This window comes from Flavobacterium fluviale, assembly GCF_003312915.1.
In the GTDB taxonomy this organism is placed as follows: domain Bacteria; phylum Bacteroidota; class Bacteroidia; order Flavobacteriales; family Flavobacteriaceae; genus Flavobacterium; species Flavobacterium fluviale.
In genome coordinates this window covers 1060878-1087255 of sequence record NZ_CP030261.1, presented here as the reverse complement: position 1 = coordinate 1087255, position 26378 = coordinate 1060878, and the positions used below count along the sequence as shown (strand labels likewise).

Here is a 26378-nt window from a genome sequence, read left to right as displayed (position 1 = left end):
AATCTGTGGCAAAAAAATAAATAAGCATGCATCAATACTTCTACGCCATTCATTTATTTGTAAATCGAAGAAAATCTCTTTCGGTTTTTTTGGCTGTTTTGATGCTTTTAGTTTTCGGATTTTTTGCTTCAAGATTAAAGTTTGAAGAAGATATTACCAAACTTATACCAACCAACGATAAAACGGATGTTACCGCCAAAGTGCTCAAACAACTCAATTTTGCTGATAAAACTACCGTAATTTTCAAACTCGAAAAAAACGGTTCGGCCGATGATTTAAAAGAAATGGCGACTGCTTTTTCAGACAGCGTTTCTAAATCCTGCAAACCTTACATAACAGGAATTCAAGGAAAAATAGACGAAGAAAACATCCAAGAAACCATTGATTTTGTTTACAACAATCTGCCTCTTTTTCTAGATAATAAAGATTATCAAAACATTCAGCAGAAGTTAGAAAAAGACAGCATTGCAGCAACTGTTCAAGGAAATTACAAATCGATTATTTCTCCGTCTGGATTTGTTACCAAAGATTTTATTCTGCAGGATCCTTTTGGAATTTCATTTATCGCTTTAAAAAAATTACAGCAATTAAATATTGGTGATGATTTTACGCTGGAAAATGGTTTTGTAATGACTAAAGACAAAAAGAAATTATTGCTTTTTATTACTTCTAATATTCCGTCTAGCGAAACCGAAAAAAACACCATTTTTGCCGAAAACCTCAAATCTATTCAGGAAAACCTAAATCAGAAATTTAAAGGGAAAACTTCTATCAGTTATTTTGGTTCTGCTTTAATTGCTGTTGCAAACGCCAATCAAATTAAGAGCGACATTATTTTAACGACATCCATTGCGATGTTTACGTTAATGCTAATTCTGATTTTGTTTTATCGAAAGATTTTAATTCCGCTGATTATTTTTCTTCCAACTGTTTTTGGAGGTTTGTTTGCAGTTGCTTTTTTATATTTCGTCAGAGAACAAATTTCTGCAATTTCATTAGGAATTGGTTCTATTTTATTGGGAATTACGATTGATTATTCTATTCATATTCTCACACATTACAAACATAATAGCGATGTAAAAACGTTGTACAAAGACATTACAATGCCCGTTATTATGAGTAGCTCTACAACTGCCGTGGCGTTTTTATGTCTGCTTTTTGTAAAATCTGATGCGTTAAATGATCTCGGAATTTTCGCTGCTGTTATTGCTATGGCGACTGGAGTTTTTTCGCTTTTAATTGTTCCGCATTTGTATAAACCAAAGGAAAATCCAGCAGAACATAAAAAAAACGTGATCGATAAAATGGCACATTTTTCTTTTCACAACAATAAAATCTTAATTGGACTTTGTGTTATCATTACCATTATATGTTGTTTCACTTATAATGATGTGGGTTTTAATAACGATTTGTCGCAGTTGAATTTTATTCCGAAAGACATTAAAGCTGCAGAAAAACAATTGGAAGAAAGCACAAGTTTAACTTCCAAAACCATTTATGTCGCTTCGTACGGAAAAAGTATGGAAGAAGCTTTGCAACATAACAGTAAGCTCTTTGAAGATTTATCTAAAGAAAAACAGCAGGATAAAATTTTAAATTTCAGTTCAGTTGGCGGTATTGTGCTTTCTCAAAAAGAACAAATTGAAAAAATTAATAAATGGAATTCATTTTGGACTTCGCAGAAAAAGGAATTCATAAAATCAGAATTAATTGCTGAAGGCGCTAAACTTGGTTTTAAACCTACAACTTATAATTTATTTTTTGATCATTTAGATTTTGATTTCAAACCTGTTGGTGCAGCTGAATTTTTAAAGATTAAAGCACTGCAATTACAAGAATTTATAACCGAAAAAAATGGTTTTTATACCATTTCAACTTTAGTAAAGGTCGCGCCTGAGCAGCGTGATGTTTTTGTAAAATCTGCTTCAGCAAAAGAAAACATAATTGCAATCGATCGCCAGCAGATGAACGAAACGTTTTTCAATACTTTAAAAACCGATTTTAATTCACTTGTCAATTATTCTTTCGTTGCTGTAATTCTAATTCTATTTTTCTTTTTCCGAAGAATCGAATTGGTTATTATCAGCTGTATTCCAATTGCTTTAACTGGAATTGTAACAGCAGGAATTATGGGCATTTTTGGCATTCAAATGAATATTTTCAGTATGATTGTCTGCACTTTGATTTTTGGTCACGGAGTCGATTTCAGTATTTTTATGACGAGCGCATTACAAAAAGAATATTCGACCGGCGTTAACGAAATTGCAGTTTACAGAACGTCAATTATCTTGGCGGTTATTACAACGATTTTAGGAATTGGTGCGATGATATTTGCCAAACATCCTGCATTGACTTCAATTTCAGCGGTTTCTTTAATTGGGGTTTTTGCAGCTCTGATTATTACCTTCATTTTTTATCCGATTTTATTCAAGCTGTTTTTATCAAATCGTCCAAAAAAAGGAAACCCTCCTTTCCAATTACGAACTTTTGTACACGGCGTAATTTCGTTTGCTTATTATGGTTTGGGCGGAATCGTAATGTCGATTTTTAGCTTTACCATTATGCCAATTTTGCCTTTCAGCAAAAAATCAAAAATGAAAGCGTTCCGATATGTGATTTCAAAATTCATGAAATCGGTATTGTATTCCAATCCTTTTATACGCAAAAAAGTCATTAATAATTTTAATGAAACTTTTGAAAAACCAGCTGTAATTATTGCCAATCATTCATCGTTTATAGACATTTTGACAATCGGAATGCTGAGTCCAAAAATTATTTTCTTAGTTAGCGACTGGGTTTACAACTCCCCTATTTTTGGCGGTGTCGTTAGAAAAGCAGGATTTTATCCCGTTTCTGAAGGTCTGGAAGGAGGCGTTGAACATTTACGAAAAAAAATAAACGAAGGATATTCTTTAATGATTTTTCCAGAAGGAACACGATCCGAAAATAATGTTATTAAACGCTTTCACAAAGGTGCTTTTTTCCTTGCAGAAGAATTCAATTTAGACATAATTCCGATCGTTATTCACGGTGCATCAGAACTGATTCCGAAAGGTGATTTTGTCATTCATCATGGAAATTTGACGGTTAATATCTTGCAGAGAATTAGTCCTGATGATTCCTCATTTGGAACTAATTATACCGAAAGAACCAAACAGATAAGTTCTTATTTTAAAGCAGAATATCGTAAAATTCGCCAAGAACTTGAAGGTCCAGATTATTTCAAAAAAATGCTGATCGCCAGTTATGATTATAAAGAAATTGAAATTGGCAACAGCGTAAAACAAGATTTAAAGCAAAATCTGGAAACCTATTATAACTTAAATAAACACATTCAGCCAAAAGCAAAAATCCTGCATTTAGGAAATGATTATGGACAGCTGGATGTTTTAGTAGCTTTGCAGGAACCGCAGCGAAAAATATTTTCTTTCATAAATGATGAAGAAAAATTGCTCGTTGCCAAAACGAATTATATTGTATCCAAAAGAAAAATATCATATTTGGATCAATTGGAGACTGCATTTGAAAATCAATATGATGTCCTTTTGATTTCTGATGAAAGTTACAAAAACAACCTTGAAAAAGGATTTCAAAACGTTTCGTTTATAATTTTAGTAAATTGTCCGAATTTAAAAAATCAGATTACAAGTTCAGATTTTGAAATAGTTTCTGACGAAAAAGGTTTACTTGTTTTAAAGAAAAAAGAATGAAAAAAGAGTACGATGTAGTCATAGTTGGCAGCGGTTTAGGCGGATTGGTTTCTGCGGTAATTCTGGCAAAAGAAGGCTACAGCGTTGGTGTGCTCGAAAAAAACAATCAGTACGGGGGAAATCTTCAGACTTTCGTAAGAGATAAAACCATTTTTGATACGGGGATCCATTACATCGGAGGTTTGGGGGAAGGTCAGAATCTTCATCAATATTTCAAATATATTGGAATAATGGATCATTTGAATCTAAAAAAACTAGATGAAAATGGTTTTGATATTATTTCTTTTGAGGATGATAAAACCGAATATCCGCATGCGCAGGGTTTCGAAAATTTCATTCAGCAATTAACAAATTACTTTCCTGAAGAAAAAGAAAACCTCTTGAACTACTGTCAAAAGATAAAGGAGGTCTGCAAAGCATTTCCTCTTTACAATTTAGAATCTGAAGGAAAATATGATGATGAAATTTTAGCGCTTAACGCGAAAGAAACCATCGATTCCTTTACTCAAAATGAAAAACTGAAAGCGGTTTTGGCTGGATCCAATTTTCTTTACGCCGGAATTGCAGAGAAATCTCCGTTTTATGTACATGCACTTGTTGTCAATTCTTATATTGAAAGTTCTTGGCGCTGCATAAATGGTGGAAGTCAGATTACGAAACAACTTCTCAAACAACTCAAAAAATACGACGGTGAATTTTTTAAACACAAAGAAGTAATCCAATTTGAGGTTGAAAACCAAAAAGTAAATTCGGTTAAAATGAAAGACGGAACCGAAGTTTTGGGAACATATTTCATTTCTAACATAGAACCAAAAACGACTTTGAAAATGGCGGGCCAGGAAAACTTCCGCAAACCATTTTTCAATAGAATTCAAAATCTGGAAAATGTTTTTTCAGCTTTTAGCCTCTATATTGTTTTTAAACCCAAAACTTTCAAATACATCAATCATAATTATTACCATTTTAAAAGTACTGATGATGTTTGGACTGCGCATGATTACGACGAAAATTCATGGCCCAAAACTTTTATGGCATCTATGAATCCGTCACAAAAAGACGAAGAATGGGCAGATGGGATGACTTTTTTAACTTATATGAAATATGAGGATGTTAAAACTTGGGAAAACACTTTTAACACCACTTTTGAAGAGAATGGCCGAGGCGAAAGTTATGAGGAATTTAAAACCAAAAAAGCGACAAAATTTTTAGAGGAAATCGAAAAGAAATTTCCTGGAATTAAAGACTGTATAAAATCGGTTCATACTTCGACCCCACTTTCGTACCGCGACTATATTGGCGGCGACGGCGGTAATATGTACGGTTATATCAAAGATTCTAATAATCCGATGAAAACTTTAATTCCCACAAAAACTAAACTAGAAAATCTGTATCTTACGGGCCAAAGTATCAACATGCACGGTGTCTTGGGCGTTACGGTTGGAGCTGTTTTAACCTGCTCTGAAATTGTAGGTAAAGAGTATCTGCTGGAAAAAATTAAAAAAGCATCTGAATAATTGAATCATGAAAAGCCGAATTATATATTTCTTCTTTCTCGGTTTTTTAAGCGTGCTGACTTCTTGCGGTACATCAAAATCAAAACATCATAAACCAGATATTACGGCTTATAATTCGGCAAAACCCGTTGTTGAAAAAATAACAGACAGCACATTTATTTCTGGGAAAAATTCATTTTTAAAAAATAAACAAGGTCTTTGGGAATTATATATCGAAGGCGATCCATTGGAAATTGGTTTAACAACCGGCGCTCTAACCGACTCGCTTTTGCAAAAGCAACAGCGTATTTTTTTCTCCAAAATCACCGATTTTATCCCGTCCAAATTGCAGCAGAAAATGCTTCGCCAGTTTTTAAAATGGTATAATCGCAAATTGTATTTGAATGTTCCAAATGAATATCAAACTGAAATTTACGGCGTTTCGCAATATACTTCGAATGAGTTTGATAATATCGCACCGCAATATCAGCGCAGTTTATATTTACACGCTGCGCACGATATTGGGCATGCGCTTCAAGATCTGGCTTTAGTAGGCTGTTCTTCTTTTGCGGCGTGGAACGAAAAATCGGAAGACGGCAATTTAATTTTGGCGCGTAATTTTGATTTTTATGTGAATGACGCTTTCGCGGAAAATAAAATCGCAGCCTTTATCAAACCTAAAGAAGGATTTCCGTTTATGATGGTAACTTGGCCAGGAATGATTGGAGCCGTTTCTGGAATGAATTATGAAGGATTGACTGTGACAATAAATGCTTCTAAATCTAAAATTCCGCTGAGCGCGAAAACTCCAATTTCGATTTTGACACGTGAAATTTTACAGCACGCCAAAACTTTAGACGAAGCCATCGCCATTGCAAAAAAGAGAAAAGTATTTGTTTCCGAGTCGATTATGGTTGGAAGCGCCAATGACAACAAAGCCATTTTAATTGAAGTTTCACCCAATAAAATGGATATTTACGATGTTGCCAACAGTGATCAATTAATCTGTTCGAATCATTTTCAAGGTGAAGCTTTTGCAGCTGATAAACGAAATCTGGAACAAATTGCAAACAGCCATTCTGAATATCGATTGGAAAGAATGCAGGAATTACTGGCTGAGAATTCAAAAGTAAATCCAAAAATTGCTTCGGAAATTCTTCGAAATAAAGACGGTTTACAAAACATTTCTTTAGGATATGGAAATGAAAAAGCACTGAATCAGCTGTTAGCACATCACGGAATTATTTTTAAACCGAAAGAAAAATTAGTCTGGGTTTCGGCAAATCCATATCAATTGGGGGAATTTGTCTGTTATGATCTGAACGCTGTTTTTGGTGAAAATAGGAATAAGACAGAATCTTTTCAAAGTAAAAATCTGAATATTGCCAAAGATCCCTTTTTGGAAACAACTGCTTATCAGAATTTTAAAAAATTTAAAGTTGAAGATCATAAAATAGATCTGCTTCTTGAGAACAAAGAACTGATTTCTCCAGAGTTTATTCAAAATTATCAATCGTTAAACCCAGATTATTGGGTTGTATATTATAAGGCAGGATTGTACTTTTACCAAAAAAAGGAATATCTGCAGGCTAAGCTTAATTTTGAAAAAGCCTTAACCCTTGAAATTACTACAGTTCCTGATAAAGAAAAGATTGAAAAATATTTAAAAAAAGTCAAAAGAAAATTACAATGATTCCAGCAATAGAAAAAGATTCTTTAGAAGAAATTAAAATTTTTCAAGAAAAAAAATTAGTTGAACTTCTAGAATACATCAGTCAAAATTCTCCTTTTTACAAAAGACTTTTTGCTGGACAAAATATTGATATTTCTAAAGTAAAAACATTAGAAGATTTACAATTTCTTCCTGTTACAACGAAAGAAGATCTACAGCAATATAACGATGATTTTTTGTGTGTTCCGCAGCAAAAAATTATCGATTATGCCTCAACTTCAGGAACTTTAGGCGATCCTGTAACTTTCGGTTTAACCGATTCAGATTTGGATCGATTGGCTTATAACGAAGCGATTTCGTTCGCCTGCGCCGGGATTGCAGAAGGAGATGTTGTACAGTTAATGACGACAATTGACCGAAAATTTATGGCTGGTTTGGCTTATTTTTTAGGTCTTAGAAAATTGAAAGTCAGCGTAATTCGTGTTGGTGCTGGAATTCCAGAAATGCAGTGGGATTCTATTTTAAAATACAATCCAAGTTATTTAATTACCGTTCCGTCTTTCCTTTTAAAATTAATTGAATACGCTGAAGCCCACGAAATCGATTATAATAATTCGAGTATAAAAGGCGCAGTTTGTATTGGAGAATCTTTGAGAGAACAAGATTTTTCGATGAATATACTATCCAAAAAGATTACTGATAAGTGGAATATTAAGTTGTTTTCGACTTATGCTTCTACAGAAATGAGCACCGCTTTTACAGAATGTGAACACGGAAAGGGCGGACATCATCACCCAGAATTAATCATTGTAGAAGTTTTAGACGAAAATAATCAGCCTGTAAAAAATGGAGAAACCGGCGAACTTACTTTTACTACTTTAGGAATTGAAGCGATGCCCCTTCTGCGTTTTAAAACTGGAGATATGGTTCAGTTTCATGATGAGCCTTGTGCTTGCGGAAGAAACACCTTACGTGTTGGTCCAGTTGTTGGCCGTAAAAAACAAATGATTAAATATAAAGGCACAACTCTTTATCCGCCAGCAATGAACGATGTTTTGAGCAGTTTTGATACTATCGAAAATCATCTTATCGAAATTTCAACTAACGATTTAGGCACAGACGAAATCCTGATTAAAATTGCTGCCAAAAATCAAACTCCCGAATTTCTTCAGGAAATAAAAGATCATTTTAGAGCCAAACTAAGAGTAACTCCAAAAATAGAATTTGCCTCAAAAGAAGTTTTAAATCCGCTAGTTTTTAATCCGATGAGTCGAAAACCTATTCGCTTTTTTGATTATAGATAATTTTTTTAGGTACAAAGTTGCAAAGGTTCAGAGGAACAAAGGTTTCCTAAAAGACTGATAAAAAAACCTTTGAACCTATGCCTACTCTGAACCTTTGAACCTCAATTTGGTACAAATTGAACTAAAAGTTGTAATTTTGCAAAAAATTACGAAGATGGTCAAGATTGGCAACATAGAATTACCTGAATTTCCTTTATTACTCGCACCGATGGAAGACGTCAGTGATCCGCCGTTTCGCAGATTATGTAAAGCGCACGGAGCTGATATGATGTATTCTGAATTTATTTCGTCGGAAGGATTAATTCGTGATGCTATAAAAAGCCGCATGAAGCTGGATATTTTTGATTACGAACGTCCTGTCGGAATTCAGATTTTTGGCGGCGATGAAGAAGCAATGGAAATGTCGTCTAAAATTGTTTCGACAGTAAAACCTGATTTAGTGGATATCAATTTTGGATGTCCAGTAAAAAAAGTAGTTTGCAAAGGTGCTGGAGCGGGAGTTTTAAAAGATGTTGATTTGATGGTACGTTTGACACAAGCGGTTATTAAAGGAACTGATTTGCCTGTTACAGTAAAAACGCGTTTAGGCTGGGATGAAAACTCAATTAATATCGATGAAGTTGCTGAAAGACTTCAGGATATTGGCGTTCAAGCTTTAACGATTCATGCTAGAACCCGAGCTCAAATGTATAAAGGTCATTCTGATTGGTCACATATTGCACGTGTAAAGAACAACCCAAGAATTACAATGCCTATTTTCGGAAACGGCGATATAGATAGTCCTGAAAAAGCATTACAATATAAAAACGAATACGGAATTGACGGTATCATGATTGGCCGTGCGGCGATTGGATATCCGTGGATTTTTAACGAAATCAAACACTATTTTAAAACAGGCGAGCACTTACCTGCTCCAACGGTTATTGATCGTGTTGAAGCTGCGAGAAATCATTTAATGTGGTCAATGGAATGGAAAGGTGAACGTTTGGGAATTGTAGAAATGCGTCGTCACTATACGAACTATTTCAAAGGAATTCATTCGTTTAAAGAATTCAAACAAAAATTAGTTACTACAGATGCTCCTGAAGATTTATTTGCTATTATGAAAGAGATTGAACAGGTGTATGCAGGATATGAGTTTGTTTAGTAATATAATCTTTGTCAAAGTTTGAAGCTTTGACAAAATTTCACAATAAAAATGCCTTCATTATTGAAGGCATTTTCTATTTTTAAGCTATAATAGATAAGTGAATTTAAAAAATTTTATTGATTTTTTTTGCCAGATCAATCGCTGACTTTAACTCAGAAAAGAACAATTCCGCTTCTTTAGTGTTTCTAATAGATTTAACTAAACTATCATTACTATTTAATTCTATTACATTACTATCCATCATCTTTTTTTTAGTGTTGGAAGCTAACGCAATTTCTTGAATTTTATTAATCTTATTTTGAATAGAATCTTTCATACTGCAAATTTAAAAATTATTGGTTTAAATTAAACATATAATATCGATAAAGATCTGTGGCCTTTCTTTGAAAATCAAATGGTTCTGGTTTTGGTTTAAAAAAAGCAGAGCCATTATCATCTAACTCAATTGATCCATTTCGTAATAGTCTTACATACCAATCTACTCCAATAATAACAATAAAATCTCGCAAATCTTTATAATTATATCTAAACATTCGATGATATAAATGAGCTCGCAAATCATCTGAACCATCTATCCCAATTGTCGCAATTGGATTATGTTTTAAAAATATAATTGCAAATAAGATAATTGTCGAAAAAACTTTATTACTATCTCTATGATTAAGATTAATAGAATCATCTATTTTTCCAGTTGAGTCAAATGGACCAAAAGCTAGATTAAAAACATTTGGCAATAATGAATCTACAATATTTGTGAACTTGACTTTAAGTTGAATTATTTTATTATTCTTTAATTGAGATTCAAAAACATATTGATCGAAATTAGAACTTACATAAGTTGCTTCGAAAGTATTTTCTAAATTAATTTTAATCATAAACATTAAATTTTACAAAACAAAATTAATGTAAATTTCTTACAAAAAAGCCTTGAAAATTTAAAAGACTTTTTGCATTATACTTGAGTTCTTTTCCACTTCCCTCTTTTATAAAAGAAAATACCGGTAAGTGTAATCGCAGTTTCAGCAACAGGAATTGCAATAAAAACTCCTGTTGGTCCCATATTAAAATGTTTAGCTAAAACATACGCCAGTGGAATTTGGAACAGCCAAAACCCAAAAAAATTAATCCCGGTTGGTGTCCAGGTATCTCCCGCTCCGTTGAATGTGTTTATTAAAACCATTCCGATTCCGTAGAAGATAAATCCTATGCTCATAATCTGCAATGCTTCAATTGCAATGGTTTTTACTTGCTCGTCATTCGTGAAAAAAGAAATTATATATTGTCCAAATGCAAGCGTAATTACCATAATTGTCGCCATGAAAATCACATTATAACGCGCTGTTGTATAAACCGATTTTTCGGCACGTTCAATTTGTTTAGCGCCTAAATTCTGCCCAACCAAAGTCGCAGCGGCATTACTTAATCCCCAAGCTGGGAGAATAAAAAACATCATAATTCTCAGTGCCGTTTGATAACCTGCAGAACCATGATCACCGCCAGTTGTTGCTACTAATTGTGCTAAGAAAATCCAGCTGCAAGAAGCAATTACAAATTGCAGAATTCCAGGAGCGGCGATTTTTACCAATGCCTGAATTTGTTTAAAATCTGGAGCAAAATATGGAATCTTAATTTTTAAAATTCCATTTCCAAAAAATAAATGATAAACCTGATATAAAACCCCAATACTTCTTCCAAAAGTTGTTGCCAAAGCGGCGCCAACCAATCCGAAAGCAGGAATTGGTCCTAAACCATTAATCAAAATTGGACATAAAATGATATTGCAGATATTGGCAATCCAAAGACTTTTCATAGCAATAGCTGCATTTCCTGCACCGCGAAAAATTCCGTTAATCAGGAACAAAAGCATAATGCATAAACTAGAGCCAATCATAATTTGAGTAAATCGGAAGCCATGTTCGGCAGATTCCACAGAAGATCCCATCAAAATTAAAATCTCTTTGGCATAAATAACTCCGAAAATGCTCATCACACTGTTAACTGCAAATGCAATTATGATGGCTTGCATTCCAGCTTTTGCTGCAGCGACAGGATCTTTTTCTCCAATTCTTCGTGCAACAACTGCTGTTGCCGCCATACTCATTCCGATTGCGAGAGAATAAATTACTGTCAATACAGATTCGGTCAAACCGACAGTCTGAATGGCAAAACTGCTATGCTCTAAATGTCCAACGAAATATAAATCGACTAGAGCAAAAACTGATTCCATCATCATTTCCAGAACCATCGGAATGGCTAAAAGAATAACGGCCTTTTTTATACTTCCAGAAGTATAGTCAAATGATTCGTCGCCATTTAAGGCTTGTTTTAATGTGGTGAAAATTTTAGAAAATAAACTTTTCTTTATAGATGTTTCTGTCATGATATTTTAGGATAAATGATAAAATTGGTCCAGATGCTCTATGATCTGAACTAAAAAAGTAAACGTAAGTATCCTAATTATTCTAAAAAATAAAGTTAGGATTAGGCAGAAACAATCATATGCTGTAGATTTTAAAGGCGGTAAATATAAGTAATATTTTTAAAGAAGAAATTAATCCAGCAATTTTTTGCTCACGCGGCTGCTTGCTATTAATGAGGCTACAAATCCAAGTATCACAATAGTCGTCATTACAATTAGAACATTTTCTAGTGAAAAAACAACTGGATAAGCCAAGGTTGGCGTAATCATTATCAATTCATATTGCTGTTGCAATATCACTAAGATTATACCTAAAACAAGTCCGATGAGACCGCCAAAAAAACTTAATAAAGTCCCTTGAAGCAAGAATATCTTTCTAAGATTATTGATTTCTGTTCCGAGATTAAAAAGTGTTTTAAGATTTCCTTTTTTCTCTAAAATCATCATGATCAATGCCCCGACTAAATTAAAAAGTGCTACAATAATTACCAAAGTAAAAATCAAATACACCACAATATTTTCGGTATTCAGCATTTTATATAAAGACTCGTTTAACTGCGCTCTGTTTTTTAAAGTAATTTTATTTTTAAAAATAGAATTGAGCTGAGTCTTTACTGCATTTTCATCTGCATTTTCTTTGAGTTTAAATTCAATTCCCGAGATCTGATTGGTTTTATACATTAACAATTCCTGTACTAAACCTAAATCTGCAAATACGTATTTTGAATCTAAGTCTTCGCTTATAGAATAAATTCCAACAGGCAGAACATCTGTTTTATTGAAGGCTTCTTCTGGATTTTCGATTGCACCTTTTCCAGGTTTTGGGGCAAAAATCTGCAGCGGATTCTCAAAATCGAGAATTCCCATAGAAAAATTCTGTGACAAGCCGTACCCAATCACAACCTGATAGCTGTCTGGTTTCAGCCATTGACCGTTATATAGTTTTTTCTTTATATCATTAACAACTGCATACGAACTGTCAACTCCTTTTAGATAAGTAACCTGCTGTTTGTCTTTAAACAAAAACAAAACACGCTCTTCTATAATTTTGGTGTAAGAAGCAACACCCTTAATATTTTTGATCTTACTTTCCTGATCTGGTGTGATTAAAAATGATTTTCCGTAAGTACTAACCAGTTTTAAATCGGGATCAATTTCGTTTGTAAACGAAAGACTAAAAACTTTTAATCCGCTGAAAACAGATAAAACCACAAACAAAGCCATCGTGCCAACAATGATTCCCATGCTGGCAATGCGGTTAATAATATTGATAGCATTGTTTTTACTGCTGCTAAAAATATAACGTTTGGCTATGTAAAGGGGGAAATTCAATTTATGATTTTCTTCTTTTTTCTAAAAGCTCACGGTTTTCGATTGGGTTTTCTTTTCCAGCTAGAGCATTGTCGATTTTTTCGATGTAATCTAGAGAGTCATCGATAAAGAATACCAAGTTTGGTACACGGCGTAATTGCAGACGTACACGTTGAGATAAATCGTGTTTAATTAACGTTGTATTTGATTTAATTCCTTCTAAAGTTTCTTGTGCTTTTTCTTGAGGAAAGATGCTTAAATATACTGTTGCCACAGATAAGTCTGAAGTCACACTAACTTTGGATACCGAAATTACCAGATTAGTAATTCCGTTTTTTCGCACTTCACCTTGCAAAATGTCAACCAGATCTTTCTGAATAACACCGCCTATTTTTTTCTGTCTATTTGTTTCCATAGTGCAAAAATACTATTTTTAAATTCAATCGTATAATTTCAGCTTAACGAAAGAAGTAATTTCTATTTACGATAAGTTCAATTGCAGATTAATTTTTATATTTCATAAAAAAAGGAGCAAAAAAAGCTCCTTTTAAATTTTATCTGTTTTGCAGCCATCCTTCCGGATTCATGTTTGTTGTATTTTGAAGAATCAAGAATTTGATAACCGTTTTTCCAGTATCTCCACTAGTTCTTACCTTACCAATAGTTTGTTTGACATTTACCTTATCTCCTTGCTCAACAGATACTGAACTTAAGTTTTGATATACGGTAAAGTAATCTCCATGCTGAATAAAAACAGCTCTATTTACAGGAGACAATGCAATAACTTTTGATACCACTCCACTAAATACTGCACGTGCAGCTGCACTATCTTCTGTTGTAATTTCTACACCTGAATTATGAATTGTAATTGATGGATGCAACGGATGCGCCTGATCTCCGTAACCTAAAGAAATAAATCCTTTTTCTACCGGCCAAGGCAGTTTACCTCTGTTTGCTTTAAAATCTGCAGCTAAAATTTTACCTTCTGGTGTTAATGCAATTTTATCTGATGAAACAGCTCGAGCTGGCGGATCGTTACTTTCTGTAGTTTTACCCTCTGCAATTCGTTTTCTTCTTTCTTCCTCTGCTTTCTTATTTGCTAATCTAATTTGCTCACGAATAAGATCTTTGATTTTTGCATCAATTCTTCTTGATTCTTGTTGTTTAGATTTTGTATCAGCTATAATTTTACTTTTATCTTTTTTAAGCGAGTTAACCAATTTTTGCTGTTCTTTTTTCTCTGCTTCAAGAGTAACTTTTTCTTTCTGGTTTTCGGCTATAATTTTCTTTTTGACTTGTCGCTGACCATCTAGCTTCGCATTAAAATCAACTAATTGAGCTGTTTTTGACTGAATTTCAAGACCTTGATTTTTTCGAAAAGTCGTATATTGTTTTAAATACTGTGCTCTTTTATAAGCTTGTAAAAAACTTTCAGAAGATAATATAAACATTGCACGGCTTTGTTCAGAACGGCTTTTGTATGATTTTAGAATCATCTCCGCATAATCCTCTTTTAAAACCTTTAGTTCTTTTTTAAGCTTATTAACCTGAACCTGATTAATATACATATCATTGCTAATCAGCTTTTCCTGCTTTGCTGTAGTATTAATTAATTTCTCTTTAAGTTTGATTTTGTTTGCCTGTATTAAGTATTCATTGACAGCAGATTTCTCTTTTTTTCGAACAGACTGAAGCATCTTTTCATTGTCTCTGATTTCCTGTTGAATTTGAGCTTTACGCTGCTCCAGTTTTTCTTGCTGCGAATCCTGCGCCCATACAAATGTACTGGCACAAATTAAAACTAGACTTAGGAGAAATTTTGGCATGTTTCTATTTTTATTTTTGCAAATTTACTTAATTGTAACTTTTTTATAACCACTCGGAACGCTGTAAGGAAAAGAAAGTTCTTCGTTAAATGAAATATTATTATAATTCAAATTAATACTCGTTTTTCCTTTTGGCTGTACTGCATTTATTTCGATACTTGTTGGAAGAGTTCCTTGATTAAAAGTTTTACTGTCGGAATATGCTATCTGTAAATTTCTGTTTTCAGATGGCTGTGAAATTTCCTCTTTTTGAATTAGATATTTTTCGCCGTCTAAGAAAAATGTTTTCTTCAAGTTTGCATCTTTTTCTTCATCCAGTCTAAAAAGATTTTCTACAATAGTCTGTGTATATCTTCCTTTTCTTAAATCATCAAAAGCTTCTCCAACCAATAGGTTTTGAACTTTACTATAATCCAAATCTGTTCCAAGCCATTTGCTTAAACTAGTAAAATCTCCTTCATAATAAGTGCTGTTTATCTTTTCGTAATAACTTACTGCTGAAGGTGTTATTAAAGCCTTCGCCATTGTAATTCCTAAAAAGCGCACACTTATTAAAATCTGTTTATCTTTTTCGATTCTGATTTCGGCAGTAACATTTTGACTTTGTTTTTCATCAACATATTTTGCGCTTGCCTTAATGTATAAAGTCGAAAAATCTAATTTATTGTCATAATGCTTTTCGATTACCTTCCTGTCTTCTTTTGGCGCAATTGTCTGGCTTGTATTGTTCTGTACTGCGACTGCTTTCGATTTACATGAAACTGCGGCAATCGCCAGTATTAGTATTGATATATATCTTTTCATCTGACTTTTCTTTTACTTTTTTTTCTTTAATAATTCATTTGCCTTCAAAAAGTATTCCTCTTTTTTCTTTGCGTCTCCTAATCCATTGTATGCCTCTCCTAATTGAATATTAAAATTTGCTTCCAGCTTTGCATCATCAACAACATAATCAAGCCCCATTTCTAAAACGGTTTTTGCATTTTTAAATTGTTTTTGCTGATTGCTTCCTAAACCTGCGTAGTAATAAAACTGTGCCTGACTCGGATATATTTCAATTAGCGTCATCGCTCTTTTTGTCATTGGATCAAACTGTTTGGTCTGCGAATACGCTTCCAGCAATAACATATTAGTTTCCAGATCTGTATCAGAATTGACTTTTAAATCTTTTTCATAATATTTAATTGCATTTTCAAATTGACCTTTACTGTGATAAAATTTTCCTATTTCCTTTGCAACATCAACATCTTTGTCAGCATCAAAATAAGCAATTGCTTTTTCTAAATCTGGAGCATACTGCGGATTTTTGTTTACATAAATCAAAAATTCATTCAAAGTTCTATGTTTGATTTTTGAATCAATTTTTGAGCTTGCCAAAATCACATTCATTGATTTTATCGCTTTATCTGCTTGATTGGCATCTAAATATGTTTTGAATAAACTCACTTGAGCCCATTCCGAACTTGGAATTTCTTTTGCCAATTGTTTCGCAACCTCGAGTGATTTCTCATTTTCATTATTCTTAGAATATAAAAAAATAAGATTCACATAATTTGATTCTTCTTTAGGATCTTTTTTAATCTGCTGTATTAAATTATCAATTTCAGCGTTTTGATATTTTCCCTGCGATAAAATTTGAGCTTTGTAAATTTCACGATCAGATGATTTTCCGAACTTATCATTCATCTCATTAATCGCAGTTAATGCTTTGTCATACTGATTGGTAATCATGTATAACGAAATCAAATCGTCTTTGTACTCTTCGTCAAAAACTATTATTTTTTGAATGGTTTCAATCGCCAGCGGATAATTTTTTGTCTCATAACTTACATCATAAATTCCCAGCCAAAACCATTTATTTTTAGGATCTAATTGTGTAGCTTTTTCAAAGTTATCTTGTGCATTTCGATATTCTTTTAGAGCCAGATAATTTTTTCCTAATTCAAAATAAGCCACTGCGTCATTGGGTTTGAGTTTGATACATTTTTCCAATGACACAATAGCTTTATCGTAATTTTCAATTCCTTTTTGTTTCAATGATTCATAAAATGAGTCTTGGTATTCATCTGCTGCCAAAGCAATATCTTCGGGTTCTGTCTGTGCAAAAACCGAAAACGATGTGCTGAAAGCAAAAAACAAAACTATAAAAACTCTTTTATTGATCATTTTAAAAATTACATTGTAAACAAAAACAAAATTTATTTCTATTTATTCCAAAACTGAGTAATCTCCAATACTTACACTGGTAAATTTACCATCATAACTCACATGATTACCTATCATTGCGTTATCTAAGTTAGCATTTTTAATTTGAGAATACGTTTGAATTAAGCTATTTTTAATAGTACTGTCTGTTACGTGGCATCCTTTTCCAACTGAAACATTTGGACCAATTGTTGTGTTTTTCAAGACTACATTTTCTCCAATATAACATGGTGGAATAATCGTAGAATTTTCTAATTTCACATCATAATCAACTAAATGTTCTCCGTCATTGTGCAAAAATCCTAACATTCTAGTGTTAGTTTCTACCGTAACATCTTTGTTACCGCAGTCCATCCATTCGTCAACACTTCCTGTTTTGAAAACTTTTCCGTTTGCCATCATCGCTTTGATACCATCATTAATCTGGTATTCACCGCCATTTTGAATGTTATTATCGAGAACGCTTTGAAGTTCATTTCTCAAAACTCCAACCTCTTTAAAATAATAAATCCCGATAACGGCTAAGTCACTTACAAACTCTTTTGGTTTTTCAACCAATTCTATTATTTCATTATTTTGGTTTAGTTTCACAACACCAAAAGCTTCTGGCTGATCCACTTGTTTTACCCAGATTACAGCGTCTGCTTCAGGATCTAATTCGAAATCAGCTCTAATTAAAGTATCTGCATAAGCAATTACAGCTGGTCCAGACAAAGAATCTTTTGCACACATAATAGCGTGACCCGTTCCTAAAGGTTGATCCTGACGATAGATTGATGCTTTTGCTCCCAATCCTTTTGCTAAATCTTCTAAACTTTTTACAACATCATCTCCAAAAAAAGCTTCGTCACCTAAAATAAAAGCAACTTCTTCTATAGGTTCTTTTAATATTTTAGCGATATCTTCAACTAAACGATGTACAATAGATTTTCCAGCAACAGGAATTAATGGTTTCGGAACTGTTAATGTATGAGGCCTCAATCTCGATCCGCGGCCTGCCATTGGCACAATTATTTTCATTCTTTATTTGATTTTATGGGAAGATTCTAAAATCTTCATTGGGTTTGGTCTTTCTTTTTTTAGTTTTCAGAATTATAGAAAATTATTTTACTCCAGTGCTTCCAAAGCCTCCTTCACCTCTTGATGTTTCAGAAAGTGTTTCAACTTCAATCCATTCTGCTCTTTCGTGTTTTGCAATAATCAGCTGCGCAATTCTTTCTCCGTTTTCGATTACAAAATCATCATTAGATAAATTTACTAAAATTACTCCTATTTCTCCTCTGTAATCTGCATCAACAGTTCCTGGGGAATTCAAAACTGTTACGCCTTTTTTAGCCGCTAAGCCGCTTCTTGGCCTAACCTGAGCTTCATAACCAATTGGCAATTCAATAAAAAGTCCTGTTTTTACAATCGTTCTTTCTAAAGGTTTTAACGTAATTGGCTCTATAATATTGGCACGTAAATCCATTCCTGCAGAAGCAATGGTTTCGTAATTTGGTAAATCGTGTTGTGATTTATTAATAATTTGTATTTTCATTTTTCAATATAAATTTTTTATAACTAGCTTATTTCTTTCTCAATATTCCTTTTATTGTATCTTTTTCAAAATGGTAAACTAGATACATAAAAGCTAAAAGAAGTGGAATGCCCACATAATATTTTTCTCTAAATCCGTAAAATGAAATTATGGAGAATAATATTGAAACGCCTAAATAAGCTCCAATTTTGTTCATGTCGTAAGGAATTGGATAATATTTATTTCCTAAAAAATAAGAAATAAGCATCATGCTTCCGTAAGCAGAAATGGTTGCGATTGCCGAGCCATAATAGCTGTATTTTGGAATTAAAATATAATTTAAAACCAACGTTACAATTGCTCCCACAATAGAAATATAAGCCCCAATTTTTGTTTTGTCCGTTAGTTTATACCACACTGATAAATTGTTGTAAATACCCAAAAAGAAATTTGCCAAAATAATAAGCGGCACCACTTTCATTGCTTCCCAATAGGATTTATTATCTAATAATAAGTATTTTAAAACATCTGCAAAAACTATAACTCCTAATAGAATCAGCGAACCCAATATGACAAAATATTTAGTAATCACGGCGTAAGTCTGTGGAGCATTTGCGTTTTTCGCGTGGCTGAAAAAGAAAGGCTCAATCCCTAATCTAAATGCCGTCGCGAAAAGCACCATAAATAAACCTAGTTTGTAACAAGCAGAATAAGCTCCAACTTCAGATTTTGCTAAATTTTCTGGAAGCAAATAACCTAATAAGATTTTATCAAAATGTTCGTTTACGGCAAAAGCCAATCCGGCAACCAAAATCGGAAGTCCGTATTTCATCATTCGTCTCCAAAGTTCTGGATCAAATTTTCGTCCAAGCGAAAGATAATTAGGCGAAAGAACTATAAAAGTTGCTAAACTCGCCAAAAGATTAGCGATGAAAATATAAGCGATCTGGAAATTCTCGACATATAAATTATCCCAAACCGAATTGGGATTTGAAGTTGCTAATTTTGGCAGGTACATTAAAAAGAAAATGTTTAGTAATAAATTGATTATCACATTTCCAATTTTAATAGCTGCATAAACCATTGGTCTCTGGTTTGCCCTTAATTTTGAAAACGGAATTAAAACCAACGCATCCAAAACTAAAATCCAAACCGTGTACGTAATATATTGAACATCGACTTCGGCTAAACTCGCCAAAGTATTTCTAAAAATTAAAGCAGCGAATAGAAAAATAATAGATGTCCAAAATATTGAAATAGTAGAAGTCGCAATTACATTTTTCTTATCTTCTTCAGCACTATAAAATCTAAAAAAAGCCGTTTCCATTCCGTAAGAAAGAACTACGTTAAAGAAAACCATCCAAGACAATACAATCGACACCTCACCATATTCGGCAGTAGGTAAAATTCCTGTATATAATCTCACTAATAAAAAACTCAGCATTCTCGGTAAAACTGTTGCCAGTCCGTAAATTGCTGTTTGCTTGAATAGATTTTTATATAATCCCAAAATATAATTGTAATAATGTTTGTAAGACAAAAATAACCATTTCTTTTGTTTAATGGTGCTTTTGTTTGATGCAATAAAGAAAAGTTCTAACTCTTTTACACCGTCATTTTCTTTTCATCCAAAATTTTCACGAAATGAAATCCTCTCGGAGCGTAACCTTGATTGTAGTAAAAACGATGGGCGCCAAAATTTCCAGTAAATGCATCTAAAACTATACTGCTGCATTCTAATTCTATTGCTTTTTTCTCAATATAATCTGTAAGTATTTTTCCAATTCCTTTAGATCGATATTCTGGATTAACAACAAAATTATCTATTTCGAGATATTTGCCTGTCCACAATTTTGTTGCCGACCAGCAGCCGGTAATTCCCAAACATTCATTATTTTCAAAAACTGCAATTTGAGTATAATTATGCGGAATCATCTCCAAAAGAAAAGATTTATATTTTTCTAAAGTGATATTAGGATATAGAAATCTGATGGTTTCAATTTGAGCCAGCATTTCTTCAATCGTAGTAATTTCAAGTATTTGTAAAGCCATTTTAATAGAATAGAATTCAAAATTAATTATTTTTTCTGAGCCATTTATATAATAACCAGAACAGTAACATGTGAAATATATAAATTTACGTTAAAAATTATGTAACTTTTTTTAAACAGTGTTTTCTTAAATTTGCTTCACAGGGATTGAGAAAGCTAAATACAACCCTTATAAAAAAGGAAGCACTGGGACTAATAAAGCTTGTTTGTTCCCATAAAAGACAAAGCACAAAGGGATTGAAGTTAGCTAAAATGTAACCCTTATAAAAAAACTAAGCACTGGGACTAATAAAGCTTGTTTGTTCCCATAAAAGACAAAGCACAGGGATTGATTCTGCTGAAATGTAACCCTTAAAAAAACAGAGCCGTGGGACTAATAAAGCTAGTTTGTTCCCAAAAAAGACAAAGCAAGCAGAGTTATCTGTCAATTTTTTATAAAATGGTAGTGATTCTCAATTTTTTAGAATTTGAGAATCACCATTTTATAAAAGTTATTTTTAAAAAAGAATAAAAAACTTCCCAATAAAAGAAAAAGCCAGCATTTGCTGGCTTTTCTTTTTATATACTATGGAGTAAATTATCCATTTAAAGCTTCTGCTCCACCAACGATTTCTAAAATCTCACTTGTAATTGCAGCCTGACGCGCTTTATTATAAGTCAATTTCAATTGGTTTCTTAATTCAGTTGCATTATCTGTTGCTTTGTGCATAGCAGTCATACGTGCACCATGCTCAGAAGCAAATGAATCACGGATACCTTTATACAATTGCGTTTTTAAAGATTTCGGAATTAAAGTTAAAACAATTTCTTCTTTAGAAGGTTCAAAAATATAATCTCCTGTAGAAACTGCCACATCTGTTTTAATAGGTGCTAACGGTAAAAACTGTTCTGTTTGAACAATTTGAGTCGCAGCATTTTTAAACTGATTGTAAATTAACTCAATTCTATCGTATTCTCCAGATAAAAATTTCTCAGTCAAATTATCTGCAATTCCTGCAACATTTTCAAAAGTTAAATGATCAAAAATTGCATTATGATGACCGTGAACTTTATGAGTTTTGCTTAAAGCATCATTTCCTTTTTTACCAATAGCAAAAACATCAACTTGCTTTCCAGCATAAAACTCTGTACGGTTTTTAATCTCTTTAATAATGTTTGAATTGAATGCACCACATAAACCTCTGTTAGAAGTTATAGCTACAAGCAATACTTTTTTTACTTCACGTTGTGTTGTGTAATCTCCTCCTACTTCACCTTCAAGTGTCGCAGAAAGATCTTGCAATAACTCCGTTAATTTCTCGGCATAAGGACGCATTGCAGTGATTGCATCTTGTGCTTTCTTAAGCTTTGCAGCAGAAACCATTTTCATAGCCGATGTAATCTGCATCGTCGATGAAACGGAAGTAATTCTATTACGGATTTCCTTTAAATTTGCCATCTATTAATTAGAAAATGTGACAATTTGAAAATTAGATAATTAGAATTAACTCTAATTATCTAATTTACTTATTATCTTATTAGTTATATTTTGCTGAAATTTCTTTTGCTGCTTTTTCGATAACATCTGTAATAGTGTCATCTAATTTACCACCTTTCAACGCGTTAAGCGTATCTTTATGTTTACTGTTTAAGTAAGCTAAGAAATCAGCTTCAAATTCTTTTACTTTTTCTACAGGAACGTTTCTTAATAAGTTTTTAGAACCAGCGTAGATAATAGCTACTTGGTTTTCAACTGTATAAGGATCATTTAAACCTTGTTTTAAGATCTCAACGTTTCTTTTTCCTTTTTCAATTACGTTTAAAGTAACAGAATCTAAGTCAGAACCAAATTTAGCGAAAGCTTCTAATTCACGGAATTGAGCTTGGTCTAATTTTAAAGTTCCAGAAACTTTTTTCATAGATTTAATTTGAGCATTACCTCCAACACGAGATACAGAGATACCTACGTTAATTGCAGGACGAACCCCAGAGTTGAACAAATCTCCATCAAGGAAAATCTGACCATCTGTAATCGAAATTACGTTTGTTGGGATATATGCAGAAACGTCACCAGCTTGAGTTTCGATAATTGGTAAAGCAGTTAATGAACCACCACCTTTTACGATAGATTTGATAGAATCTGGTAAATCGTTCATATTTTTAGCGATACCATCATCAGCGATTACTTTACAAGCACGCTCTAATAGACGAGAGTGTAAGTAGAAAACGTCTCCAGGGTAAGCCTCACGTCCCGGTGGTCTTCTTAATAAAAGAGAAACCTCACGGTAAGCAACAGCTTGTTTAGATAAATCATCATAAACGATAAGAGCTGGACGACCAGAATCTCTAAAGTATTCTCCAATTGCAGCACCAGCGAATGGAGCGTAAACTTGCATTGGAGCTGGATCAGAAGCATTTGCAGCAACGATAACTGTGTAAGCCATTGCCCCTTTTTCTTCTAACATTTTAGCGATTCCTGCTACAGTTGACGCTTTTTGCCCAATTGCAACATATATACAGAATACAGGTTTTCCTGCATCGTAAAATTCTTTTTGATTTAAGATTGTATCGATACAAACAGTTGATTTACCTGTTTGACGGTCACCAATAACAAGCTCACGTTGTCCACGACCAACTGGGATCATAGCATCAACAGCTTTTACACCTGTTTGTAATGGCTCAGTTACCGGCTGACGGAAGATAACACCAGGTGCTTTTCTTTCTAAAGGCATTTCGTATAAATCTCCACCGATTGGTCCTTTTCCGTCAATTGGAAAACCAAGAGTATTAACAACACGTCCTACCATTTGCTCACCTACTTTAAGAGAAGCAATACGTTGAGTTCTTTTTGCAGTAGATCCTTCTTTAAGTCCAGTTGATGGTCCTAAAAGTACAACCCCAACATTATCCTCTTCAAGATTCAATACGATACCTTCCATACCGTTATCAAATTCTACTAACTCTCCATATTGTACATTAGACAGCCCGTAAACACGAGCAATACCGTCTCCAACTTGAAGTACTGTTCCTACTTCCTCTAGCGTAGCACCAGATTCAAAACCTTCTACTTGCTTTCTTAATATTGCTGAAATTTCAGCAGGTTTGATTTCCGCCATCTTAATTTATAATTTAGACACTTTTTGTGTTATAAAAACTAATTACTTAACTCTCTTTTTAATACTTGTAATCTGTTTGCAACAGAAGCGTTGTATTGATTATCGCCTATTCTTAAAATAAATCCACCAATAATTGAAGGATCTACTATATTTTCAATTGTAATTTTTTTATCTGATAAAGTTGCAACTTTTGCTAAAACCTTAGCTTCTAAAGCAGCATCCATCGGAATGGCAGTTGTAACTTTCGCTACTTCAACACCATTACTTTCATCAAACAATTTATTGTATTCTAATGCGATTGCATTCAGAATTTCAAATCTTTTGTTTTCAAATAATAAATGAAATAATCCTTTTGTTACTCCATTTACATCTGCGAAAACTTCTAGTAGAGCACTTTCTTTAACTTCAACTTTTGTTGTTGGGTTTTGGATAAAGGTACTCAATTCTGTATTAGTATCGATTGCTGCTGCAATTGATTTCATATCGTTATTGACAGCTTCGGCAACACCTTTAGAGTTTGCTAAGTCTAGAATTGCTTTTGCATAACGAATTGCTGCTCTTGTACTTGCCATAATCTTAGTTTAACTTTACGTCACCTAACATTTTCTCAACTAATTTAGTTTGAGATTCTTTGTTAGATAATTCTTCTTTCAATAATTTCTCAGCAATACTTAATGATAGAGTTGAAACTTGAGATTTCAATTCTGCCATTGCAGCATTCTTTTCACTTTCGATAGCAGCTTTAGCCTGCTCGATCATTTTTCGACCAGCTTCTTGTGCTTCGTTTTTAGAATCAGCAATCATTTTCTCTTTCATTTCACGAGCTTCTTTTAGCATCGCGTCACGTTCTGCACGAGCTTCATTCAAAATTCTTTGATTGTCAGCTTGTAAATTTTCCATTTCTCTCTTTGCATTTTCAGCAGAAAGCAATGCATTTTTAATACCTTCTTCTCTTGCAGTAATAGACTCCATAATTGGTTTCCATGCAAATTTCACCAAAAGTAAAATTAATACTAACAAGATTAAAGCTTGCCAAAAGAATAGACCGAATGAAAAATCGTTAATTAACTTATCCATTTTATAACTATATTAAATATTTAATTTCTTTTTTAAAAGTAACAACATCTTTAACCAACCGTTAAAGATGCTGTTATTTCTCTCTTTATTATTTTCCTAAGATTAAAGCAGCGAATGCTAAACCTTCTAATAAAGCCGCGATAATAATCATCGCAGTTTGAATTTTACCAGCAGCTTCTGGTTGACGAGCAATAGCGTCCATAGCAGATCCACCGATTTTACCTAAACCTAAACCTGCACCGATTACTACTAAACCTGCACCTACTAAAGTTGGAATTGTTCCCATAAGTATTTATATATATAAAATTAAACTTCTAAATTAAATAATTGCTGTTTCGTCTTCGTGGTGGTGAGCATGATCATGATCTTGAACAGCCATACCAATAAATAGTGATGATAACATCGTGAAGATAAACGCTTGTAAAAATGCAACTAAAACTTCAATAACAGAGATAAACAATGTTAAACCTAATGAGATTGGCAAATCTGCTGCTAAATTTTTACCTACGAAAATCATAGCAATCAAACTCATAATTACTACGTGACCTGCAGTAATATTTGCATACAAACGAATTAATAATGCAAATGGTTTTGTTAGTGTTCCTAAAACTTCAATCGGAGCTAAAATAATTTTCATTGGAACTGGTACTCCAGGCATCCAGAAAATGTGCCCCCAATAATCTTTGTTTGCACTAAATTGTGTAATGATGAAAGTAAATGCTGCTAAACAAACTGTAATAGCGATATTACCTGTAACGTTAATTCCTAGTGGAGTCATTCCTAATAAGTTTAACAACCAAACAAAGAAAAATACAGTTAATAGGTAACCCATGTATTTACGGTATTTTTTCTCACCAATATTAGGAACAGCGATTTCGTCTCTAATAAAAATAATAAGTGGTTCTAAAACTCTACCAAATCCAGTTGGGATTGGTCCTTTTTTATATGATCTTGCTAAAGCAGTAAACATTAAAAATAACAGCACTGCAACGAAAAGCATTGACACTACATTTTTTGTAATAGAAAAATCTAATGGTTTTTCATTTTCTGGATGTCCGTGCTCGTTAAAGTTAATTGTACCGGCAGCATCAGTTTTGTAAATTTTACCGTGAACTAATTTGTAAAAGTTTCCGTCAACTTCTGCAACTGCTTCACCGTGGTGTAATTTTGAAGAAGAGAAAATTTTCAATCCTCCATCAATAAGTATAACTGGTAATGAAAAACCATAATGTTTATTTTCTTTCTCATCTGAGAAGAAAACAAAATCGTGAGAATCTTGTAAGTGATGATCAATAAAAGCGTCCACTTTTGCTTTTGGATCAAGAGCAGCATGCTCTCCTTCCTCAGGGGCATTGTGTGAAACTACTTTCTCTTCATGAGCTGTTTCAGTTTGAACATGCGTTGTGTCATTCTCTGGATTTGCAAAACCCATAATTGGTAGAGAAGCTACAAAAGCGGCAAGAATAAAGCTGAGCGGTTTGTTTGAAATCACCATATCGTGGAAAATCTTATTTTTTTACGTTTCTAAAATTTGGTGCAAAGGTACATT

The 26378-nt window shown here is 33.2% G+C and carries 23 protein-coding genes; 5 read left to right on the top strand and 18 right to left on the bottom strand.

The genetic code is table 11. The annotated features are described in order from the left end of the window. The first annotated feature begins 26 nt into the window (after nucleotides 1–26). The 5 genes from HYN86_RS04880 to dusB all read left to right on the top strand — a co-directional run bounded on the left by HYN86_RS04880 (nucleotide 27) and on the right by dusB (nucleotide 9326). Entirely contained in the window at nucleotides 27–3710 is a 3684-nt protein-coding gene (locus HYN86_RS04880) for a 1-acyl-sn-glycerol-3-phosphate acyltransferase (protein ID WP_113677031.1), read from the top strand. Then, the gene (locus tag HYN86_RS04875; RefSeq protein WP_113677030.1) at nucleotides 3707–5224 is read left to right on the top strand and encodes a phytoene desaturase family protein; all 1518 of its coding nucleotides are present in this window, start codon (nucleotides 3707–3709) and stop codon (nucleotides 5222–5224) included. The genes HYN86_RS04880 and HYN86_RS04875 overlap by 4 nt, the downstream gene beginning before the upstream one ends. A 7-nt stretch (nucleotides 5225–5231) precedes the next feature. Further along, complete coding sequence (locus HYN86_RS04870; RefSeq protein WP_113677029.1) at nucleotides 5232–6896, top strand: C45 family autoproteolytic acyltransferase/hydolase; 1665 nt, start codon at nucleotides 5232–5234, stop codon at nucleotides 6894–6896. Further along, nucleotides 6893–8179 carry a phenylacetate--CoA ligase family protein gene (locus HYN86_RS04865; protein ID WP_113677028.1) on the top strand — a complete coding sequence of 429 codons (1287 nt, stop codon included), beginning with the start codon at nucleotides 6893–6895 and terminating at the stop codon, nucleotides 8177–8179. Before HYN86_RS04870 ends, HYN86_RS04865 begins: the two co-directional genes overlap by 4 nt. A 154-nt stretch (nucleotides 8180–8333) precedes the next feature. Further along, entirely contained in the window at nucleotides 8334–9326 is a 993-nt protein-coding gene (gene dusB, locus HYN86_RS04860; protein ID WP_113679854.1) for a tRNA dihydrouridine synthase DusB, read from the top strand. Between the two features lie 106 nt (nucleotides 9327–9432). Here the strand turns inward: dusB and HYN86_RS04855 are convergent, their stop codons facing one another. From HYN86_RS04855 to atpB, 18 genes are all read right to left on the bottom strand, one after another. Then, on the bottom strand, nucleotides 9433–9645 hold the full coding sequence (locus HYN86_RS04855) for a hypothetical protein (RefSeq protein ID WP_113677027.1): 213 nt from the start codon (nucleotides 9643–9645) through the stop codon (nucleotides 9433–9435). A 16-nt stretch (nucleotides 9646–9661) separates the two neighbouring features. Beyond that, nucleotides 9662–10204, bottom strand: a complete 543-nt coding sequence (locus HYN86_RS04850) for a DUF6934 family protein (RefSeq protein ID WP_113679853.1) — start codon at nucleotides 10202–10204, stop codon at nucleotides 9662–9664. Between the two features lie 77 nt (nucleotides 10205–10281). Then, entirely contained in the window at nucleotides 10282–11709 is a 1428-nt protein-coding gene (locus HYN86_RS04845; RefSeq protein WP_113677026.1) for an MATE family efflux transporter, read from the bottom strand. 171 nt (nucleotides 11710–11880) lie between these two features. Next, nucleotides 11881–13080, bottom strand: a complete 1200-nt coding sequence (locus HYN86_RS04840; RefSeq protein WP_113677025.1) for an ABC transporter permease — start codon at nucleotides 13078–13080, stop codon at nucleotides 11881–11883. A gap of 1 nt (nucleotide 13081) precedes the next feature. Continuing rightward, entirely contained in the window at nucleotides 13082–13474 is a 393-nt protein-coding gene (rbfA, locus tag HYN86_RS04835; protein ID WP_113677024.1) for a 30S ribosome-binding factor RbfA, read from the bottom strand. A 139-nt stretch (nucleotides 13475–13613) separates the two neighbouring features. Further along, nucleotides 13614–14885 carry a murein hydrolase activator EnvC family protein gene (locus HYN86_RS04830; RefSeq protein ID WP_113677023.1) on the bottom strand — a complete coding sequence of 424 codons (1272 nt, stop codon included), beginning with the start codon at nucleotides 14883–14885 and terminating at the stop codon, nucleotides 13614–13616. Between the two features lie 24 nt (nucleotides 14886–14909). Beyond that, complete coding sequence (locus HYN86_RS04825; RefSeq protein ID WP_113677022.1) at nucleotides 14910–15689, bottom strand: DUF4292 domain-containing protein; 780 nt, start codon at nucleotides 15687–15689, stop codon at nucleotides 14910–14912. Between the two features lie 12 nt (nucleotides 15690–15701). After that, complete coding sequence (locus HYN86_RS04820; RefSeq protein ID WP_113677021.1) at nucleotides 15702–17051, bottom strand: tetratricopeptide repeat protein; 1350 nt, start codon at nucleotides 17049–17051, stop codon at nucleotides 15702–15704. Nucleotides 17052–17093: 42 nt separating this feature from the next. Next, nucleotides 17094–18110 carry a sugar phosphate nucleotidyltransferase gene (locus HYN86_RS04815; protein ID WP_113677020.1) on the bottom strand — a complete coding sequence of 339 codons (1017 nt, stop codon included), beginning with the start codon at nucleotides 18108–18110 and terminating at the stop codon, nucleotides 17094–17096. An 82-nt stretch (nucleotides 18111–18192) separates the two neighbouring features. Beyond that, entirely contained in the window at nucleotides 18193–18627 is a 435-nt protein-coding gene (gene dut / locus HYN86_RS04810) for a dUTP diphosphatase (RefSeq protein WP_008465845.1), read from the bottom strand. 28 nt (nucleotides 18628–18655) lie between these two features. Further along, the gene (locus HYN86_RS04805; protein ID WP_113677019.1) at nucleotides 18656–20116 is read right to left on the bottom strand and encodes a lipopolysaccharide biosynthesis protein; all 1461 of its coding nucleotides are present in this window, start codon (nucleotides 20114–20116) and stop codon (nucleotides 18656–18658) included. 95 nt (nucleotides 20117–20211) lie between these two features. Beyond that, nucleotides 20212–20658 (bottom strand): GNAT family N-acetyltransferase, encoded by a 447-nt coding sequence (locus tag HYN86_RS04800; RefSeq protein WP_113677018.1) that lies wholly within the window; start codon nucleotides 20656–20658, stop codon nucleotides 20212–20214. Between the two features lie 576 nt (nucleotides 20659–21234). Beyond that, the gene (atpG, locus tag HYN86_RS04795; RefSeq protein WP_113677017.1) at nucleotides 21235–22095 is read right to left on the bottom strand and encodes an ATP synthase F1 subunit gamma; all 861 of its coding nucleotides are present in this window, start codon (nucleotides 22093–22095) and stop codon (nucleotides 21235–21237) included. A 79-nt stretch (nucleotides 22096–22174) separates the two neighbouring features. Continuing rightward, nucleotides 22175–23752 (bottom strand): F0F1 ATP synthase subunit alpha, encoded by a 1578-nt coding sequence (gene atpA, locus HYN86_RS04790; protein WP_113677016.1) that lies wholly within the window; start codon nucleotides 23750–23752, stop codon nucleotides 22175–22177. Between the two features lie 38 nt (nucleotides 23753–23790). Then, the gene (gene atpH / locus HYN86_RS04785) at nucleotides 23791–24324 is read right to left on the bottom strand and encodes an ATP synthase F1 subunit delta (protein WP_113677015.1); all 534 of its coding nucleotides are present in this window, start codon (nucleotides 24322–24324) and stop codon (nucleotides 23791–23793) included. 4 nt (nucleotides 24325–24328) lie between these two features. Next, nucleotides 24329–24829 carry a F0F1 ATP synthase subunit B gene (locus HYN86_RS04780; protein WP_113677014.1) on the bottom strand — a complete coding sequence of 167 codons (501 nt, stop codon included), beginning with the start codon at nucleotides 24827–24829 and terminating at the stop codon, nucleotides 24329–24331. A gap of 88 nt (nucleotides 24830–24917) precedes the next feature. Further along, nucleotides 24918–25115, bottom strand: a complete 198-nt coding sequence (atpE, locus tag HYN86_RS04775) for an ATP synthase F0 subunit C (RefSeq protein WP_008465835.1) — start codon at nucleotides 25113–25115, stop codon at nucleotides 24918–24920. 33 nt (nucleotides 25116–25148) lie between these two features. Continuing rightward, nucleotides 25149–26324: a F0F1 ATP synthase subunit A gene (gene atpB / locus HYN86_RS04770; RefSeq protein ID WP_113677013.1), complete on the bottom strand. Its 1176-nt coding sequence runs from the start codon at nucleotides 26322–26324 to the stop codon at nucleotides 25149–25151. Between the last annotated feature and the right edge of the window lie 54 nt (nucleotides 26325–26378).